This is a genomic window from Bradyrhizobium algeriense (assembly GCF_003062295.1).
GTDB lineage: Bacteria > Pseudomonadota > Alphaproteobacteria > Rhizobiales > Xanthobacteraceae > Bradyrhizobium > Bradyrhizobium algeriense.
In genome coordinates this window covers 14,931-31,936 of sequence record NZ_PYCN01000048.1, presented here as the reverse complement: position 1 = coordinate 31,936, position 17,006 = coordinate 14,931, and the positions used below count along the sequence as shown (strand labels likewise).

Annotated in this window: 12 protein-coding genes and 7 pseudogenes; 11 read left to right on the top strand and 8 right to left on the bottom strand. The window is 57.9% G+C overall.

Going from position 1 to position 17,006, the window contains the following annotated elements; genetic code table 11:
• From C7G61_RS46540 to C7G61_RS38975, 4 genes and pseudogenes are all read left to right on the top strand, one after another.
• Positions 1–234, top strand: a pseudogene (locus tag C7G61_RS46540) (integrase core domain-containing protein); the annotation flags it as partial.
• Positions 235–777: 543 nt separating this feature from the next.
• Positions 778–1,152: a DUF6788 family protein gene (locus tag C7G61_RS38985; protein WP_145963770.1), complete on the top strand. Its 375-nt coding sequence runs from the start codon at positions 778–780 to the stop codon at positions 1,150–1,152.
• Position 1,153: 1 nt separating this feature from the next.
• On the top strand, positions 1,154–2,563 hold the full coding sequence (locus tag C7G61_RS38980) for an ISNCY family transposase (protein WP_108522922.1): 1,410 nt from the start codon (positions 1,154–1,156) through the stop codon (positions 2,561–2,563).
• Positions 2,564–2,894: 331 nt separating this feature from the next.
• On the top strand, positions 2,895–4,724 hold the full coding sequence (locus tag C7G61_RS38975; protein WP_145963769.1) for a hypothetical protein: 1,830 nt from the start codon (positions 2,895–2,897) through the stop codon (positions 4,722–4,724).
• 206 nt (positions 4,725–4,930) lie between these two features.
• On the opposite strand, the pseudogene C7G61_RS38965 reads toward C7G61_RS38975, so the two are convergent.
• Positions 4,931–5,373: pseudogene (locus tag C7G61_RS38965) on the bottom strand (IS21 family transposase); the annotation flags it as partial.
• A 97-nt stretch (positions 5,374–5,470) separates the two neighbouring features.
• Here C7G61_RS38965 and C7G61_RS46530 point away from each other — a divergent pair.
• From C7G61_RS46530 to C7G61_RS38955, 3 pseudogenes are all read left to right on the top strand, one after another.
• Positions 5,471–5,948, top strand: a pseudogene (locus C7G61_RS46530) (ISNCY family transposase); the annotation flags it as partial.
• Positions 5,945–6,315 (top strand): annotated as a pseudogene (locus C7G61_RS38960) (transposase); the annotation flags it as partial. The pseudogenes C7G61_RS46530 and C7G61_RS38960, both read left to right, overlap by 4 nt.
• 8 nt (positions 6,316–6,323) lie before the next feature.
• A pseudogene (locus tag C7G61_RS38955) lies at positions 6,324–6,526 on the top strand (S-(hydroxymethyl)glutathione dehydrogenase); the annotation flags it as partial.
• A gap of 218 nt (positions 6,527–6,744) precedes the next feature.
• On the opposite strand, the gene C7G61_RS38950 reads toward C7G61_RS38955, so the two are convergent.
• Positions 6,745–7,509, bottom strand: a complete 765-nt coding sequence (locus C7G61_RS38950) for a methyltransferase domain-containing protein (RefSeq protein ID WP_108522920.1) — start codon at positions 7,507–7,509, stop codon at positions 6,745–6,747.
• Positions 7,510–7,750: 241 nt separating this feature from the next.
• Between C7G61_RS38950 and C7G61_RS38945 the strand changes: the two genes are divergently transcribed.
• Both C7G61_RS38945 and C7G61_RS38940 read left to right on the top strand, forming a co-directional pair.
• Complete coding sequence (locus tag C7G61_RS38945; protein ID WP_108522919.1) at positions 7,751–8,713, top strand: lysylphosphatidylglycerol synthase transmembrane domain-containing protein; 963 nt, start codon at positions 7,751–7,753, stop codon at positions 8,711–8,713.
• Between the two features lie 60 nt (positions 8,714–8,773).
• Positions 8,774–9,778 (top strand): annotated as a pseudogene (locus C7G61_RS38940) (IS630 family transposase); the annotation flags it as partial.
• Positions 9,779–10,040: 262 nt separating this feature from the next.
• Here C7G61_RS38940 and C7G61_RS46525 read toward each other — a convergent pair.
• From C7G61_RS46525 to C7G61_RS38910, 6 genes and pseudogenes are all read right to left on the bottom strand, one after another.
• Positions 10,041–10,695 (bottom strand): annotated as a pseudogene (locus C7G61_RS46525) (transposase); the annotation flags it as partial.
• A 295-nt stretch (positions 10,696–10,990) separates the two neighbouring features.
• On the bottom strand, positions 10,991–12,061 hold the full coding sequence (locus tag C7G61_RS38930) for an NAD-dependent epimerase/dehydratase family protein (RefSeq protein ID WP_108522917.1): 1,071 nt from the start codon (positions 12,059–12,061) through the stop codon (positions 10,991–10,993).
• Between the two features lie 13 nt (positions 12,062–12,074).
• Entirely contained in the window at positions 12,075–13,598 is a 1,524-nt protein-coding gene (locus C7G61_RS38925; RefSeq protein WP_108522916.1) for an FAD-dependent oxidoreductase, read from the bottom strand.
• Positions 13,595–13,984: a hypothetical protein gene (locus C7G61_RS38920; RefSeq protein WP_244608686.1), complete on the bottom strand. Its 390-nt coding sequence runs from the start codon at positions 13,982–13,984 to the stop codon at positions 13,595–13,597. The genes C7G61_RS38925 and C7G61_RS38920 overlap by 4 nt, the downstream gene beginning before the upstream one ends.
• A 1-nt stretch (position 13,985) precedes the next feature.
• Positions 13,986–14,204 carry an SMR family transporter gene (locus C7G61_RS46520; protein ID WP_420836832.1) on the bottom strand — a complete coding sequence of 73 codons (219 nt, stop codon included), beginning with the start codon at positions 14,202–14,204 and terminating at the stop codon, positions 13,986–13,988.
• A 122-nt stretch (positions 14,205–14,326) separates the two neighbouring features.
• Entirely contained in the window at positions 14,327–15,376 is a 1,050-nt protein-coding gene (locus C7G61_RS38910) for an NAD-dependent epimerase/dehydratase family protein (protein WP_108522914.1), read from the bottom strand.
• A 1,035-nt stretch (positions 15,377–16,411) separates the two neighbouring features.
• Here C7G61_RS38910 and tnpB point away from each other — a divergent pair.
• Together tnpB and C7G61_RS45205 are read left to right on the top strand one after the other, a co-directional pair.
• A complete protein-coding gene (gene tnpB, locus C7G61_RS38900; protein WP_244608685.1) occupies positions 16,412–16,780 on the top strand; it encodes an IS66 family insertion sequence element accessory protein TnpB in 369 nt (122 codons plus the stop codon).
• Between the two features lie 21 nt (positions 16,781–16,801).
• Positions 16,802–16,957 carry a hypothetical protein gene (locus tag C7G61_RS45205; protein ID WP_190242187.1) on the top strand — a complete coding sequence of 52 codons (156 nt, stop codon included), beginning with the start codon at positions 16,802–16,804 and terminating at the stop codon, positions 16,955–16,957.
• Positions 16,958–17,006 lie beyond the last annotated feature (49 nt).

Below are 17,006 nucleotides of genomic sequence, written 5' to 3'. Positions count from 1 at the left end.
CAACGGAATCTGCGAGCGCTTCCATCGAACCGCGCTCGATGAGTTCTATCGTGTGGCGTTCCGCAAGAAGATCTATCGAACCATCGACAGCTGCAGAATGATCTCGATGTTTGGGTGACGGCGTACAACGAAACGCGCCCGCATCAGGGACGATGGTGCTATGGAAAAACACCGATGCAAACCTTCCTTGACGCGCTGCCCATTGCGAAGGAGAAATTGCTGCCGGCCGCGTAGCGCCGGACACAAATCTTCGTCGGACACCCACCACGACGAAGAGCCAGTTGTCAGGTCAAGTGCATACTTTTACACGGTGTGATCTACAGGGCCGAGTGGCAAGAACGCCCAAAGGACCGCGCGTTCTTCTATCCTCGTAGACCTGATATACCGAGTTGGCCAACGCGCTTTGGACCGCAACGTCCCGGGTCAGCGGGGTCGCGCACCGGCTACGCGTTCCACCGCCCAGCCCGCGGGGCTTGCCCGCTGCCAATTGACCTCCGGACTGCCGCTTCAGGCGATTCATAGCACGGCCCGACAAATCGTCGATTGCCCTTGCCGCTGCGGCCGGGCTCTCTCGCTTGCATAGACCAAGTGGCTCCATCTTCCTTTGCGAATCGCCTCATCCATGGCTTCAAATCACAACCAAGCCCGGGTGAGAATCCTGAGCTGCAATAGACCCTAGTCTACTTTCCGGCGCAAAATTCGGCTGCCTTTTGAGGCAGCCAGAATCGCTTGGTGGGGCGAAAACTGCAAGATCGGACGGAATCAGCGTTGACTTGTGTGGGTGAGATTGATTCATTCTTATGGATGATTCGAGATCGAGCTCTTCAAACCCGCGAGAAGCTTGTCGGCAAGCTGCCGGTCACCGGCGAACTGCTGCGTGGTTCGCTGCTGGAGCGCACTGTTCGTCACAAGCGCGGCTGCCCGAAATGTGCGCGCGGCGAAGGGCACCAAGTGTACGTGCTGACGGTGAGCTATGGCGGCGGACGCGTTCGCCAGTTCAGCGTGCGCCGTGAACGCGTTGCTGAAGTGCGCCGTTGGCTGGACAACTATCAGAAGCTGAAAGAAGCGATCGAAGCGATCTGCGAGCTCAATCACGACCTGCTGGGCCCCGATGCGGCGGCGCCGCGGGGCAGGAGGAAGAAGCGTGATTGAGATGCGCAGAGTGCAACTGAGCTTCGGCGATGGCTTGATCGCCGAAGAAGTGAGCGATCTTCGCGAAGGTTGGATGGAGCATGCCGACCGCGTTCTGGCGGATGAACAGATCGTAGCTGCGGTATATGAGGCGCTGGCGAGACGGCATCCCAAGAGCCGCAGTCGTGGCCGGCTGGGCGCGCCGGCCGAGGTGGTGCTGCGATTGTTGATCCTCAAACACGTCCGCAATTGGAGCTATCAGGTGCTGGAGCGCGAAGTGCGCGCCAACCTGGTGTATCGCGACTTCACCCGCGTGGGCGGCGGCAAGACGCCGGACGCAAAGACGATCGGCCGCTGGGGCCTGGCTGTGGATCCGGACACGATCAGGCAGATTCACGACCGAATGGTGCAAATCGCGCAGCAACAGGGGGTGACGCAAGGGCGCAGAATGCGCGTGGATACGACGGTGGTGGAGACGAACATCCACCATCCGACGGACAGCACGTTGTTGGGGGACGGAGTGCGAGTGCTGATCCGCACCATGAAGAAGATCACCGCCATCACGGGCGTCGTCGGAACGAAGCTGCGCGACCGAAGTCGAAGCGTGAAGCTGCGGTTGCTTGAGATCGCGCGGATTGCGCGCGCCAAGGGGCCGCTCAATCACGAGAAGCTCAAGGAAGGCTACCGTAAGCTACTGAGCTCGACGAGCCGGGTGGTGGGTCAGGCGAAGCGCTTCTCCAGCGAGATCTCCGAAGGCGTGAAGCGGTCCAGGGGCATCTTGAAGCAGCTGGCGTTGAAAGGCCTGCGTCTGCAGCTGGAAGCGATGCTGCCGCTGGTGCGGCAAGTGATGCGGCAGACCCGGGAACGCATCTTCCGCGGCAACACCCGGGCAGAAGGCAAGCTCCTCAGCGTGTTCGAGCCCTCGACCGAGATCATTCGCAAAGGCAAGGCCGGCAAGCCCAACGAGTTTGGCAAGATGGTCAAACTGCAGGAAGCAGAAAACCAGATTGTGATCGACTACGACGTCTACGATCAGCGGCCAAGCGATTCGGAGTTGTTGATCCCGGCCATCGAGATCCACGAGGCAAAGCTCGGGCGCACGCCTCGCCTGGTGGCGGCGGACGCTGGCTTCTACTCCGCCAGGAATGAGGCTGCGGCGAAAGCCAGAGGCGTCAAACGCGTCTGCATTCCCAATCGCTCGACCAAGAGCGCCGAGCGCAAGCGCGAGCAGAAAAAGCGCTGGTTCCGAAACGGTCAGAAATGGCGAACCGGATGCGAGGGACGTATCAGCGTCGTCAAACGGCGACACGGGCTCGATCGCTGCCGCTACAAGGGCAGCATCGGAATGAAACGCTGGGTCGGCCTCGGCGTCGTCGCCGACAACCTCATCAATATCGGACGCGCGATGGAAAACCAGTCACGCCAACCGTAGTCCGTCCCAGCTCAATCTGGCCTCTCAAGGCCCCGCCAGCCCCTGGCGGGGCCTTGTCGTTGTCCGCGCGGTTGACCAGTCTGGTTAGAAGCGCGAATTTTGCGCCGGAAAGTAGTCTAGTCTAGTCGCGGAATGAGGTGCTCTCCAGCGCGTCCCGCAAGATCCCGATGATCTGTTTCTGTGAACCGGCTCGGCCGCATATCCATCCCGCTCCGAGGTGATAGACCCTACCAATTTTGGGAGGAGTTTGCCGGGCTCAGGTCAGTTAGAAGCTCCGAGGCTGATATCCCTTGGAATGGGCCTCATCTACGAGGTTGGCAGGAAGGGGCCTATGCCAACAGATAACCACTTTGCCGAGGGAAGGACGTTGTCAGTCTTACTGGATCGAACTTTGCTGACTCTTTCCGCGCTTACCACAGCAATCCTTTTCGGTTGGCTGCTATACTACAGCAGTTACGGTCTTAATCTCGCCGACGAAGGTTTGTATCTCAACGTCATCGCGAACCCATTCCCCTACGCAATCAATGTTCCGCCGTCACTCTTCGGCTTCGTCTATCACTGGCCATATCAATGGGCGGGCGGCGACATCGCAGTGCTTCGCATGGCGAACGTCACGTTTACCATGGCGCTGAGCTGGATTCTCAGCTTCCTTGTAATCCGGCGCGTTTGGACAGCGGGCTGGCTGCATGCGGCGGTGCTATCGGCAGGGATCGCCAGCCTGGCATCATGCAACTTTTCCGGCTGGTGGCTCACCCCCAGCTACTACTCACTGACCTTTCAATCGCTCTTGATGGTGATGGCTGGCTTGCTGTTAGCCGAACGGCCAGGGCGCATCCGCCAGGTCTTGGGATGGATCCTTGTCGGCGTTGGCGGCTGGTGCTGCTTCATGGCCAAGCCGACCACCGCTGCGGCCATTGCCCTCGTCGTTATGCTCTACGTCGTCGTGTTGCACCGAAAGTCACTGCTGCCCATGGTTGGCGCCGCGCTGGTCGCTCTCGCTCTAATGATCATTACCGCCTCCTTGATCGACGGCGGCATCGCCGGGCTGCTGACGCGTATGATCAACAGTGCTGAAATGGAAATCCTGCTGGGTGCCGGGCACGAGGTGTCTCTCATGTTTCGGATCGATTGGCTCGCCGTCAGTCGCTCGCAACTCGCTATCGCTGTGTTAGTGGCGATAGCCTTTCTGCTCAGCATTCTCGTGGGCTCTACGCACAAGTTGCTTCCCTCGCTGGCTCTCGCTGCGGTGTTGATCGTAACAATAGCGATTGCGCTGCTGGGGACCGGTCCGATCAGCATCAAGTCGTCGACTCTGTTCCTCGTGCCGGCCTTCACATGCCTTGGAGCGATGTTCTATCGTGGAGGATTGGTTTTGCGCGCTCAGACCCCCACCAGCATCGCTCTAGCGCTAACCTTTTTGGTGCTCCCGCACCTGTTTGCACTGGGCTCCAATCTGAATTACTGGAACCTTGGTGCGATGGCTGGCTTGTTCTGGATGCTCGCGGCCGTTGCTCTGCTGAGCCCTCTCGCGCAACAGGGATGCAGCGTCGCCGCCGCTTTACTGCCCCTGTCCGTGTTGGCACAGTTGCTAACTGCATCACTCGTCAATGGTAGCTTACACAAGCCGTTCCGTCAGGTTAAAGATCTGCGCGCTTATACCGCTGTCATGCCCATGCCGGGTGGCGGGAAATTGGTACTTTCGCAGTCCTTCCGCGACTATCTGGCCACGGCCAGAAGCCAGGCTCGTGCGGCCGGCCTTGAAGCCGGTACTCCGGTCGTCGATCTCACGGGCCTCTCGCCGAGCCTGCTGTATGTGCTCGAGACGCGAGCGCTCGGTCTACCATTCCTATTCGGGGCACAACCCGGCAGCAACGCGGTCGCGGTGGAAACGCTCGGGCTTGAGAACTGCGCCGATCTGGCCAAAGCATGGGTAGTGGTCGAGCCGGAGGGCCCGTATCGTCTTGATCAAGCCAGCGTCATGGCCTCCTTTGGAGCTAGGCAGGCGGATTACGTCGCCGCTGCTACGTTCAATCCCCCTATCTTTGACGATGATAATCCGAATGCTGCCAAGCAGTTTCTGTTCAAGCCGGTACGCCCCGCCGCCATAGCGGAGCAATCCTGCCGTGAAGCCAGGCGACAACGGCCGCATACCCAGAAATGAAGCCAATGGTGAAAGGTGTGATCCTCGCGGGTGGCCTTGGAAACCCGAATCTCCGAGGAAACCCACTTTGGCCCAAGCCCATGATCGAGATCGGCGGCAAGCCGGTTCTGTGACACATCCTCAAAATCTACTCGCACTATGGCATCAACGATTTCGTCATCTGCTGCGGCTACAAGAGCTATCTGGTCAAGGAATACATCGCCAAGCACTTCCTGCACGCGTCGGATGTCACCTTCGACACGACAAATAACCGCATCGGCGACGAGATCATCGAAGTCGAGCGTGCCACGCAGCAACAGCGCGCGGCGATCGCCCGCTTGAGATGACCATGCGAGCTCTCGGTCGCCCCGTTCTCATGGGCGATGCCGCTGTTGTTGCGGGAGGACCACATGCCGTCATGGGCGAAGAGCTCCTCGTATCGCCGCGTCAGATCGTCTTTCGCGTCGCGGTCGAGATTGCAGAAGGCGGCCGACAGGTTGTCGGTGCGATGCTCCCGCGGCGCTCCGCCGAGTGACCACAAAGCATTCTGCATGCTTTCGGCCAGAGCGACGAAGCTCTCGCCACCGAGCACGACATAGGAGTAATCAAAACCGGAATAGGCCAACCGGAGGCGATGGTCGAGCGATACGCCCGTGATCATGACATTCAACTCGCCCATCGCATTGCGTCGTCAGAAATGCTCCTGAATCTGAGCTGTTGCCTCACGTAGATTGCTCCACAATGGCGAGGGAGCACAGTGGGCAACGATGAGGCGATTGAGCATGACGACGCTCAAGGAACTGAAGTCCGCTTTGGCGCGGCGTTACAGGATGTCGAGCCGTGTCGAAAAGGGCCGCATTCTCGACGAGTTCGTCGCGATTACGGGCTTCCATCGGAAGCATGCGATACGGTTGTTGCGCTGCGATCCTGACGGCTAGACAGCGGGGCGCCGCAATCGTCCACTGATTTACCAAGACGCCGAGAGAAATTGCGCTGATACTGCTTTGGGAGACCGCAAACCGGGTGTGCGGCAAGCGTCTGAAGGCCCTGCTGCCGATCTTGATTGAATCGATGGAGCGGCACGGCCATATCGACCTGGCGCCAGAGAGCCGTACTAAATTATTGTCGATGAGTGCGGCGACGATCGATCGGGCGCTTCGATGCGTTCGTGAGCAAAGCGGCCGGCAGCGCCGTCGCTCTGTAGCAAGTGCTCTGCGACGCAGCATCCCTGTTCGCACTTCATCGAAGCCACCGAGAAGCTCGCCAGTTGCCAGATCGAGCACGCCTATGTCGATAAGGGCTATCGCGGTCACAAAACCGCGAAAACCCACGACGCGTCTTCTTCTCCGGCCAGAAGCGTGGGGTCGTCGGAGCGGTCGAACGCGAGCTCAGGCGTCGATCCGCCATCGAGCCCGTGATCGGTCACATGAAGACCGATGGCCACCTCGGCCGCTGCTATCTCAAGGGCCGCGACGGTGATGCTGCCAACGTCGTTCTCACTGCCGTCGGCCACAATCTCCGCCTTGTCGTCGCATGGCTGAGGCTTCTGCTGCGTCTAATCCTGAACGCTTGCTGCGCTCGCCGCCTCAACCGCGCTCAAATGGGCTTCTAAACGGACGACTATTCACCGCGATCCGTGCAACCCAGGGCAAGGGCGTAATGCCGCACGGCAGGTCGCGCTTCAGCTACAAGGATAAGCCGATCTACATTACATGGGCTGCTCGACCTTTCCGAATTTCACAGTGTTGCCAGAGATCACGGTTACCAAGATCCGCGAGGACGCCCCGTTCAACACGAGCTGCTACATCGGATGCGGCATCACGCATTTGGGCCGCCTAGGGTTCTCGCAGTATTGCTGGCCAGTTTTGCCGGCGGCGTGAGCGCGCGGGTGGACTGCGACGCGATGCCCTCCGGACGGGCTCGCACTGATTACTTTCGGCCTCAGTCGCGTTTATCGTGGACAATCGGATGTTGCTGTGACAACCGGTTTGGTTGCCGCCGCTCTTGTGGCCGACCATCTGAGCCGATGAACCGGGAGTTCTCAGATAGGACGATCTTTGGCGCAGGCGCAGATCAGTGACGTGCCATAGACATTCCTTGGCAAAAGTTTGCTTTCCAGCCAAAATGTAATTCCCAATAGTTCATGCAACCGGGGTGCTTTGCGCGCGTCAAACGCCGTTCCACGCTTCATGCCTAGTGTCTTCAGCAATAAGGTCGGCACATACAAAGCATGAAAGAAGTAACTGTAGGATTTGATTGAAAGGCGGGACCGTAGCGCCAGTTTGCGAAGTTCAGTTACATCGTAGCGTAGGAAATGGCGGTAATGTTCATCAAAGTTCGACCACAGCTCTTGCCGCGCTGGCAGCGCGATGATCAGCGAACGCAGCGCCGGAAGGGCACGAAAAATTGATTCGATAAATGTGACCGGCTGCTCGATGTGCTCAAGCACGTCCAAGAGCAGAACCGTGGTGACGCGGTCGCGCAGCTCCTTGTCAACATCGGCGAAATCAGTTTTCGTAAAGACAAACGGTCTTGCCTCCTCGTGGACCCATGGATCGCCCAGATCGCAGCCGTACGCGTCGAACCCGGCTTTACGCAAGACGCTAACGTAATGACCACGAGCAGCGCCGATTTCGAGAAGCGTATCGCTGAGGCCACAAAACGCGTGGACATAGCTCTTCACAATGGCACTCCGAGCGCGATGCCAATAATGTCGCTCATAACCGGGAGGAAAGAGCTCATCGAACTCGTCGTCCGAAAACTCGCTGCCGATTTGGCGATGACCGGAAACGCTCGCTTCAATCATTTGGAGACCTGCATAGCGCACAGTTTGCGCAACAAGGTATAGATCCGGATTAGGAAATCGTAAAGGCGGGCGCTCCCTATCACATCTGAGGGGGTGAAGTTTAAAACCCGATGGGTTAAACGCGGGCGCTCCGTAAGCGTTTGCGGTCCCCCCATGGAAGCGTCTCGGATTTGCGACCTAGAGCTGTCAATCGACGTGACTTGCTACAGCGAGGTCTTGCGGCTCCGCGAGCTAGTTCGTCATGTGCGGATTTCTGATCTTTATAACCCGGGTGGCGTTGTCAGTCGGGCTGCTTTACCTCGCTCTAAGCGCGATTGATTTCGCTGCGATCCAGTCGCGGCTGAGCCATATCAACCCGCTCTGGATCGCGCTTGCCATTGCGGTCACCATCTTCCAGATCTTCCTCGGCACGCAGCGCTGGCGCGTGATTTCCGGTCTGTGCCATGCGCCCTTAAGCAACCTCAAGGCATTCCGCTTCAACATGATCGGCAGCTTCTTCAACCAGACGCTGCCGTCATCGATCGGGGGCGACGCGGTTCGGCTTTGGCTCGTCAACCGCACTGGCGCCGGCTGGCGCGCAGCGACCTATTCGATCCTGATCGATCGCGCCGTCGGCCTGATTGCGCTGGCGTTCATTATCGTTGCAAGCCTGCCCTGGAGCTACGCCATGATCGGCGACGCCAATGGCCGGCTCGCGCTGGTCTTTGTCGATCTCGTAGCACTCACCGGAGGGATGGGCTTTCTGCTGCTCGGCCATCTGGAATGGGCGTGGCTGAAGAGCTGGTGGCCGATCAAACATTTCCACGCCTGCTCGGCGATTGCCAACCAGGTGATCTTCAGCAAGAAAAGCGGACTGAAGATTGCTATGCTGTCGTTCACCATTCATGTGCTGGCGGTCGTGATCGCCTGGTGCTGCGTGCGCGCGATCGAGGTGCCCGGTGATTTCGAGCAGCTGCTCATACTGACCCCGCCGATCATGCTAATCACCACGATGCCGATTTCGATCGCCGGCTGGGGCGTGCGCGAGGCGACGATGATGGTCGCCTTCGGCTATGCCGGACTTGCGCAGACGGACGGCACCGTCGTCTCGATCCTGTTCGGCGCCGTCTACTTCATCGTGGGCGCGCTCGGCGGGCTGCTCTGGATTTTCAGCGCTGAGAAGCAGGCGGGCCATATCGAAGTGGATCATGCCGCGGAGGATTGATCCGTGTTCTGTCACTGACATTTGAATCCCAACTTGTCGCGAACATGATTCACTCGCGGCATGGAAAACGACTTGATTGTACTTGATCGCAAGGCTCGCAGGGAACTGGAGCAATTGCTCACCGATGGAAACACGGCTCAGAAGATCGCGAAGCGAGCGAGGATCGTGCTGGTGACGGCGGACGGTCATGGCGTCGTGGCGATTATGCGTGAGGTCGGGGTTTCGAAGACCACCGTCTGGCGCTGGCAGGACTATTTTGTCGAGGCCGGCGTCGATGGTCTGATCAAAGGCCGCTCCAAGCCGCCTGGCCGAAAGCCGCTCAGCGCTGCCATGAAGCTCAAGGTCGTCGAGAAGACCGTGAAGGAGCGTCCGGCCAATGCCCCGCACTGGAGCGTGCGGTCGATGGCGGAAGAAATGGGCATCAGCCACACGAGCGTGCAGCGCATCTGGGCCGAACATGGCCTCAAGCCGCATCTCGTGCACAGCTTCAAGATCTCCAACGATCCCGACTTCATCGCGAAGGTCGAGGACATCGTCGGCCTTTACGTCGATCCGCCGGAGAAGGCGCTGGTGCTTTCCGTCGATGAAAAGAGTCAAATCCAGGCACTCGACCGCACGCAGCCGGGTTTGCCCTTGAAAAAGGGCCGTGCCGGCACGATGACCCATGATTACAAGCGCAACGGCACCACAACACTCTTCGCCGCGCTCGATGTGGCGGCCGGTACCGTCATCGGCGAATGTCTGGCACGCCATCGGGCAGACGAGTTCCTGTCGTTTCTGAAAACAATCGACCGCGAGACCCCCGCACATCTCGATCTGCATCTGATCCTCGACAACTACGCCACCCACAAGACGCCGGCCGTGAAGCGCTGGTTGGCGCGACACAAACGCTTCACGCTGCACTTCACGCCGACATCCTGTTCCTGGCTCAACCTCGTCGAGCGGCTCTTCGCAGAAATCACTCGCCAGCGCATCCGGCGAGGAACCTTCAACGACGTCACCGAACTCAAGACCGCGATTAACGAGTGGATCGAGCATCGAAACCAAAACCCAAAGCCATTCAAGTGAATCGCCAGCGCCAAATCCATCCTCGCAAAGCACCCGCCGAGCCAAAAAAGCGCTCGCCATCGCAACAGCGGGATGCAAATGAATGAGTCAGAACACTAGCTGTCGCGTGCGCGCTAAGCGGGATTTGGACGCATCGGCTCGAGTTGGCGAGGTGCGGTCGAAAGATCTGGCTGATCTGTTATGGGCGCAAGACGGCGGTAGAGATCGCGGCGAGCTCCGGGGTGCTGCCAATTGGCTCTGATTATTTTTTCCACGGCATATGTCCTGTCGCCGACTGGTCATGGACCAAGTCCATCGCCCGGGGCTCTTTCATCGCGTGGCCGGATTCTAGTCACAGCTTGACCTTACCCGGCGCTTGGGCGTCTTTTTGCGTAATTGCAGGCCCAATCCGCGATAGACGCCCCGTGTCTTGTTCTGGCAATGGCGCCAAGCTTCACGACGAAGCAGGACGTGAACGCCACGGTAGCCATACCGAAAGCGGGGGCATGGCGAATCTCCTTGATTCGATGTTCGAGGGCAGCGTGATCGGAGCGACGAGATTTGTAATGGTAGGTCGACCTCTCAAACTTGAGGGCGTGCAGACCCTGCGGATCGAGACCTGCCACTCGCTGCGGACCTCGTCGACCAGCTTGCGGTTCCGGCCAGGCTTCATAGCCTTCTGCGGATCACGTCCTGCACAATTTCCTTATCGAGCAACAGGTCAGCCATCAGCTTCTTCAGCTTACTGTTCTCCTCCTCCAGCTGTTCAACTGCCGCATCTCTGTTGGCAGCAATCCATCATACTTCTTTCCAGTTGAAATACTTCGCTTGGCTCATCCCGACCTTGCGGCAGATCTCCGCAACCGCAACGCCGTCGTTGTCTCCTGCTTCAGGATGAACGCTTTCTGGTCGTCCGAAAATTTTGATGCCTTTATCATCCTTCCTCGCAGCAGCGAAAACTCTAGCCAAAGTTTGCCCAGTTTGCCGGCTTCAGATAAAAACTTACGCGTGAAGAACCGGATGCGGGAAATCCGCTCGTTCGGGGTTTGGGAGGAGGGATGGCAACATCCCCGCCCACTCGGCACGCGGCCTCGCATGCCAACCAGAATCTCGTGCCGCCTGTTTACCTCCGTAGACGACGTCAATAACGATCTTGCTAACGATGTGAACTTACCGGTTCAGACGCCTCCGAATAGCGCGGTCGCAATCGGCCGGTTACGCAGAGAAGCTTTAAATCAGATGCCTGTTCTTCAGGCACGAGTCGACCGAACGGCGCATGCCTTCTCGCAAGGCGATCTGGGGCGCATAACCGAGCACTTTTCTGGCCTTGGTGATATCGCAGGCAATTGTCTTGTTCATTTCAGAGAGGACATGGATTTTCTGATGATAGATGCCGGCATACTGAAAAGTTGCATTCACTATCGTTGCGACTTCGGCTGCAATGCTCGGCAGATGGACCTTGTTAGGCTTGACCGTCATGCCGAAATCTTCATGCAGGACCTTGCCGACGGTCTCGACAATTTCGTTCATGGTGTACGGCGTTTCGTCCGCAAGCCAGAAAATCTCGCCCGGCGCATTTTTGTGAGCTGCGGCGAGCAGGATGCCCTGCGCGAGATTGTCGGTATACCCCATCGAGCGGCGGTTCCGTCCAGATCCAACTATGGGAAACTTGCCGTTCTTGACCATCTTGAAAAAAAGCGTCTGCCTTGCTGGCTGGTTAGGTCCGTAAAACCAGGGCGCGCGGACGATGACAATTTCAGTCGTGCTGCCAACGGCAATTTCCGCACGCAGCGCCTTTTCCATCAGCATCTTCGAGCGGCCATATCCCATGTATGGGTTATAGGGGCTTTCCTCTGTGAATCTGTGATCCGGATGTGGGTTGCAACCGATCGGCGAATTCGACGACATGACAATCGCGCGCCGCACACCTACCTTTTGCGCTCCCGTAAGCAGATTGATCGTGCCTTGTGTGTTGATCGCTTCAAACCGAGCAACGGTTTTTGGATGAATGACCCCGGCCATGTGGATCAAGAGAGCGCCCTCGGCACCGGCCACGAATGCACGGACAGTTTCCATGTCCCGGACATCGCCTGTCACGATTTCCACGCCCTGTTCACGCAGCTGCGACACGTCTTCTCCCGGAAGCACGAGCGCCCTTACCCGGAAGCCTCCGGTTGCGAGAAGTCGTGCTTCGGGCAAACCCGTCGTCAGCGCCGCCGCGATTCGCCCGCCCAGCCAGCCGGCGGCTCCTGTGAGAAGCACGAGGGGCGCATTCAGGGTTACCTGGATTGTCTCTTGCACATCAATAACCGCTTCAATTTATATCTCTTGCTGCTGACCGGGCGCGTTCTTCTGCCGAATGACAGAGTGCTGCTTCCGCAACGCGGAACGCTAGGGCCATGATCGTCATCTGGGGATTGACGCCTGGCGCTTCCGGAATGAGGCTGGCATCGGCGACAAAGAGGTTTTCGACGCCACGCACCCGTCCGTAACTGTCGACGGCGCAAGCATCCTGATGCTCGCCTGGCGGGCAACTCGAAAACAGGTGCACGGTCATCAGATTTGTTGCCCCTTTGGGCAGAGGCTTGTTCCAGAATTCATGTACCTGATCAGGGCTCGTCCATCCTTCATGGCCGGATATGCTCGGGAACACCTTGCGGGCGCCGGCCGCAAACATGGCTTGGCCAAGGCGGGTGAGAACCTGGCTCAGAGCAATCCAGTCCTCAGGGGCGAGCTTGAAAATGACGAGCGGTTCGTCGAAGCCGGGAAGCGGTCTCACTGAGCCCACTCCGCGGGACCGTATCATGCCGTAATACGACCCGCACAAACGCCAGTCCCGCATCAGATCGCCGCGATTGGTCCAGTCTTCCGCAAGCGAGAGGCCAAAGACCGCCGGCGTGAATATCGATCCACCGATGCGCTGTTCCGGCATAAATTCGGTAATTGCCGTTAGAGGAAGCCGCGACTGATGTGCATCGACAGGCTCGTTAAACAGCGCCGTCGCCTTGATTGTCGGGTGAAGGCGCAGTGTATCGCCAATGCGTTCACGCAGGCCGGAGCAGCGCAAAAGCGCCGGGGTATGAATTGCACCTGCGCAAACAAACACCATGCCGGCTTTTACGCGCACTGGCACGACTTGTCCGCCGGCATCGCGTGACTGGGCAAGCACCTCTGTGACGCGGCGTTTTTCAATTCGTATATTGTCCACCCGCGTTTGCGCCAGCAGCCGCATGCCGCGGTCCACCGCCTTTGGCAGAAGGGTCACCGCCATGGATTGCTTGGCGCCGTTCGGACATACATAAGAACACCGGTTGGCGCCCTTGCACCCACGTTGTCCCCGTTTCAGCTCCGACACTTTCCAGCCCAGCGCTTGGCCTCCTTCCCGCAGAATGTCGGTGGCACGTCCGAGCGGACCGGAGGTCAGGCTTGCATTTACCGCCGTCTCCGCGCGCTCGTAATATGGCGCCAGCTCATCCGGCGTAAAATTCTCGATCTTGTTGAGCTTGCGCCATTGATCAATGAGATCGCTATCGGCTCGCTGCGTAATAGCGCTGTTGATTTCTGTTCCTCCCCCGACGCAGCGGCCCTCCGAATAGGTGATGGGGGGCCAGCCAATCGACGCGGTTATGCCGCCGCCGCGCCAGGCGGCCGAAAATGCTTCTCTTGCGATAGGAGAAGCGGATGATGAGGGAATATGCTTACCTTCTTCAAGCATGATTATAGATAAACCGGCAGCCGTCAGCACATCTGCCACGCTGGCACCGCCTGCACCGGAGCCGATAATCACCGCATCCGCTTCCAGTTGCAGTTCGTTGCGCGGATGAAAACTGCCTTTCATGTTGAAGCCTTTTGTTTCCCTGTAGTCCGTACGGACAACAGCTTTGCCGCCACGGGCGTCTGCTCATAGAATGCAAGCAGCGTCATCGATCGATAAAGGCGCAGAACGGATCTGATGGGACCAGGCGATCTCTGCAGAAGAGTATAAAACTTTTCTGCGCGGAGCGAGCTTGCCAATGGGCCGCCCGCGCTCGCTGAAATCAAGAAGACGCAAAGGCTCAGTAAGATCGAAACGCTTCGAACAGCCAAACGAATATGAATGGGGGCGTCTGCAATGGCTTGGGTGACGCTTGCTACGACTTCAGTGACTACGGCTGGCTTTTCTTCCCCGTCGAGCAATGGCCACGCAGGCATCAGTGTTGCCACGAGCACTCGATCGAATACCATCTTAGTCTCCTCGAGCCGGAAAAATAATGACGGCCAAGACAAGCCCGAGGCCAATCCATTTGTACAGATGGAACGGCTCTCCAAATATATAATATGACGCAGCCGCCCGCATAGCGAACCCAGATCCCACTGAAGCCGGATAAGCGACTGACACCTCCATGGAATCGAGAGCCTTTGCAAACAACGCGATGTTGATAGCGTGAAATAACCGTACGCCCATCAAGCCAATTGGGAGAAGCTTATCGGCTAGTCCGGTCTCGGCAGGCAGTGAGGTCCGGCTCCGTCGATCGCCGTTACACGAATTCAAGCCCGCGGTAAGAACTGGGATCAGAGGTGGCGTATTCATCCCGGGATCATCCGCAATACGTAGGGAATCAGTGCCAAAATCTGTTTTTTTACCGGCGACTTATGGTGTGACGCTCCGTCCTTGCTCAGAGACGACTTATTGGCCTGATACCAATCATAGCTATCGATGATCATCTGGGAATTCGAGTACTTCGGGTTATAACCAAGTTCTTTTTGCGCTTTCGAAATATCGAAATACATTGATCGCCCATACATTAGCGAATGGTAGGGGCCCAAGGGGGAGAGGCAAAGCGTACTTGCCAAATTCGCTGCGAGCGTAGTCGGCCCAATCGGAATAGATTTGATCCGGCTTTTTGTTCCGGCGTGGTCGATTACCGCCTGCAGAAGTTCACGCATTGTGCCAAATTCGGCGGCACCAATATTGTATTCTGATGGCCCTTTCATATACGAGGCTGCAATGCATACCCAGGCCAAATCATCCGAGTGAACGAACTGATATCTGTTGTTACCGCCGGCCAAAACTGGAATTTCCAGGCCCCGTTCAATCCAGTCAAACAGGATTTGCACGATGCCAAGGCGGCCATGTCCGAGAATAGTCCGCGGGCGTACGATCGCCACATCGAGACCGTGGCGTCGCACTGCTTTCTTACAAATGATTTCTCCTGCGAGTTTTGCGCGTCCGTAATCTTCGGCAGGATTGGGCTCCGTATTCTCTGTGACGGGATTCGATCTCGGGGCGCCAAAAACAGCGCTGGAGGAAGTATATATCAGCTTCTCGACTCCAGCCGCAGCCGATTCGTCAGCAATGATCTGAGTGCCGTCCTTGTTGACGGACCAGAACAGATCTGCCTTTTTGGCTAAAGGGACCTGGGCAACGTTGTGGAACACCTTTTTCACGCCGGAGAGTGCTTGTTTGACCGCCTTGCGGTCTAGAATCGTGCCTTTGAAAAATTCCAGATTAGGATGACTGAAGTCAGGGAAATTGAGGTCGAACACGCGAACGTGCGTTCCTTGCTGAAGCAACTGTTTGCTCAACAATTGCCCGAAGTATCCCGAGCCGCCGGTAACTAGAGCTGTATTCACCATCTCTGAATACACAAATCTCAAGAAAACTACGGGAACATGTGCCGTCCGCTGAGCCCTTGATTGGACCGCTCTGAGTTAGAGTCTTTCGGTCCTAATCGGCGACGTGCTGGTGTTGCCACTGGGTTATCAGCGCAAGGGACGTTGCACACGCGATGACATCTTGATCTATGTAATTCCTTACATGCCGTAGCAGTAGATGGCTCGTGGATTTCCGCGATGTGCCGAGCTGGATGTTTTCGATTGCAGTTGCTGATCTCTGCCCACTACAGCATCAATAACTAGATTCCTCATCGCTTTCTCCTTCAAAGGGCCAAGTTCGGCAGCAGCCCCTTCATGCGAAGTGGTATCCTGCGTTCAGGGCAGCCCTAGTCTCAACTCCAGTGCGTCTGATCCTAATCGAGCACGTTCCGTGCCAAAGGGAAAAGTCACTTGTTCAGCATGATAGCTCCACGATTGCCGTGTCGCACATCCGACATTGTTAGGTAGTAGACAAAACGGAATGCCACTCCCCTCAGTAGTGTCAATCGATTGGCCCATGTACGGAAAACCTGCTCTTTGGTCGAAATATGCTCGATCCATGGAGTGCAGTCGCTTGGGATCAGCATGAGCAGAGGACTGGGGAAAATTATTGCACTTAGCTTTTTTGTTCCCCAACCAGCCGGCGCAGCTGAAGGTACGGCTGATCAAGGCATCGCTGGGGCAGGGGGCGAATGTGTCGGCCATCGCGCGCGAGGCGGGCTGTTGCCCTCGCAGCTGTTTCACTGGCGATGAAGGCACCGAGGAGTTGTGCGGTGAAGCCGCGCGAGGATGCCAAGGGCCTCGGCTCGTCGAGATTAAGCCGGCGGCATTGGCAGTCATCCAGATCGAGTTCGGCGGGGTGTCATTCGCGTCGGTGCTGACGTTGACCAGGACCAGCTGGGGCGGATCATCCGAGTGGTTCGGACGGCATCATCCGTGGCGCCATACCGGCAAGTGTTGACAGCGCCTTCCAGGACGGGCGGCGCTATCGAAATTGAGTTCGCGGCCGGGATTCGGATGCGGATCACAGGCGCGGTTGATGCGGCGGCGCTGACGGGAGCAGTGTCGGCGCTGGTCGATGGGCCGCGCCCGATGATCCCGTTGCCGGCCGGCGTGCGCGTATGGCTCGCGACCGGTTATACCGACATGCGGAAGGGTTTTCCGTGGCTGGCCTTGCAGGCTCAGGGGATCTTGCATCGCGACCCGCTCAGCGACCACCTGTTTTGCTTCCGCGGTCGTCGCGTCAATCTGCTAAAGGTGATCTGCATGACCGCCAGGGCGCCCGCCTGTTCACGAAGCGCCTGGAGCGTGGCCGCTTCATCTGGCCGAACCCGGCCGGTGACGATCTCGTCTGCGCAACTCGGTTTATCTGTTGTCCGTCATTGATTGGAGACATCCGCCGGAGACGTGGCGGCCGACATCAGTCGGATAAAGCTTTTTGCTTGCGGATGTGATGATTATGATTCCATTGTCGTGACTACCCCTCAATCGCTCCCCACCGATCTTGCCGCCTCGCATGCGATGATCCTCGCCGAGCGCGCCGCGCGCCTGGAAGCGAAGTAGTCGCGGCGAGCGCCAAGGCGGAGGCTGCCAGCGCGCAAGCGGATTTGTC

Bases quoted from the DNA above. Each gene is read 5' to 3' on its own strand.
- C7G61_RS38980 (WP_108522922.1), top strand. From the start codon at position 1,154: ATGCGCAGAGTGCAACTGAGCTTCGGCGATGGCTTGATCGCCGAAGAA.
- C7G61_RS38975 (WP_145963769.1), top strand. From the start codon at position 2,895: ATGCCAACAGATAACCACTTTGCCGAGGGAAGGACGTTGTCAGTCTTA.
- C7G61_RS38950 (WP_108522920.1), bottom strand. From the start codon at position 7,509: ATGATTGAAGCGAGCGTTTCCGGTCATCGCCAAATCGGCAGCGAGTTT.
- C7G61_RS38945 (WP_108522919.1), top strand. From the start codon at position 7,751: ATGTGCGGATTTCTGATCTTTATAACCCGGGTGGCGTTGTCAGTCGGG.
- C7G61_RS38925 (WP_108522916.1), bottom strand. From the start codon at position 13,598: ATGAAAGGCAGTTTTCATCCGCGCAACGAACTGCAACTGGAAGCGGAT.
- C7G61_RS38920 (WP_244608686.1), bottom strand. From the start codon at position 13,984: ATGGTATTCGATCGAGTGCTCGTGGCAACACTGATGCCTGCGTGGCCA.
- C7G61_RS46520 (WP_420836832.1), bottom strand. From the start codon at position 14,204: ATGGGCGTACGGTTATTTCACGCTATCAACATCGCGTTGTTTGCAAAG.
- C7G61_RS38910 (WP_108522914.1), bottom strand. From the start codon at position 15,376: ATGGTGAATACAGCTCTAGTTACCGGCGGCTCGGGATACTTCGGGCAA.
- tnpB (WP_244608685.1), top strand. From the start codon at position 16,412: ATGCGGATCACAGGCGCGGTTGATGCGGCGGCGCTGACGGGAGCAGTG.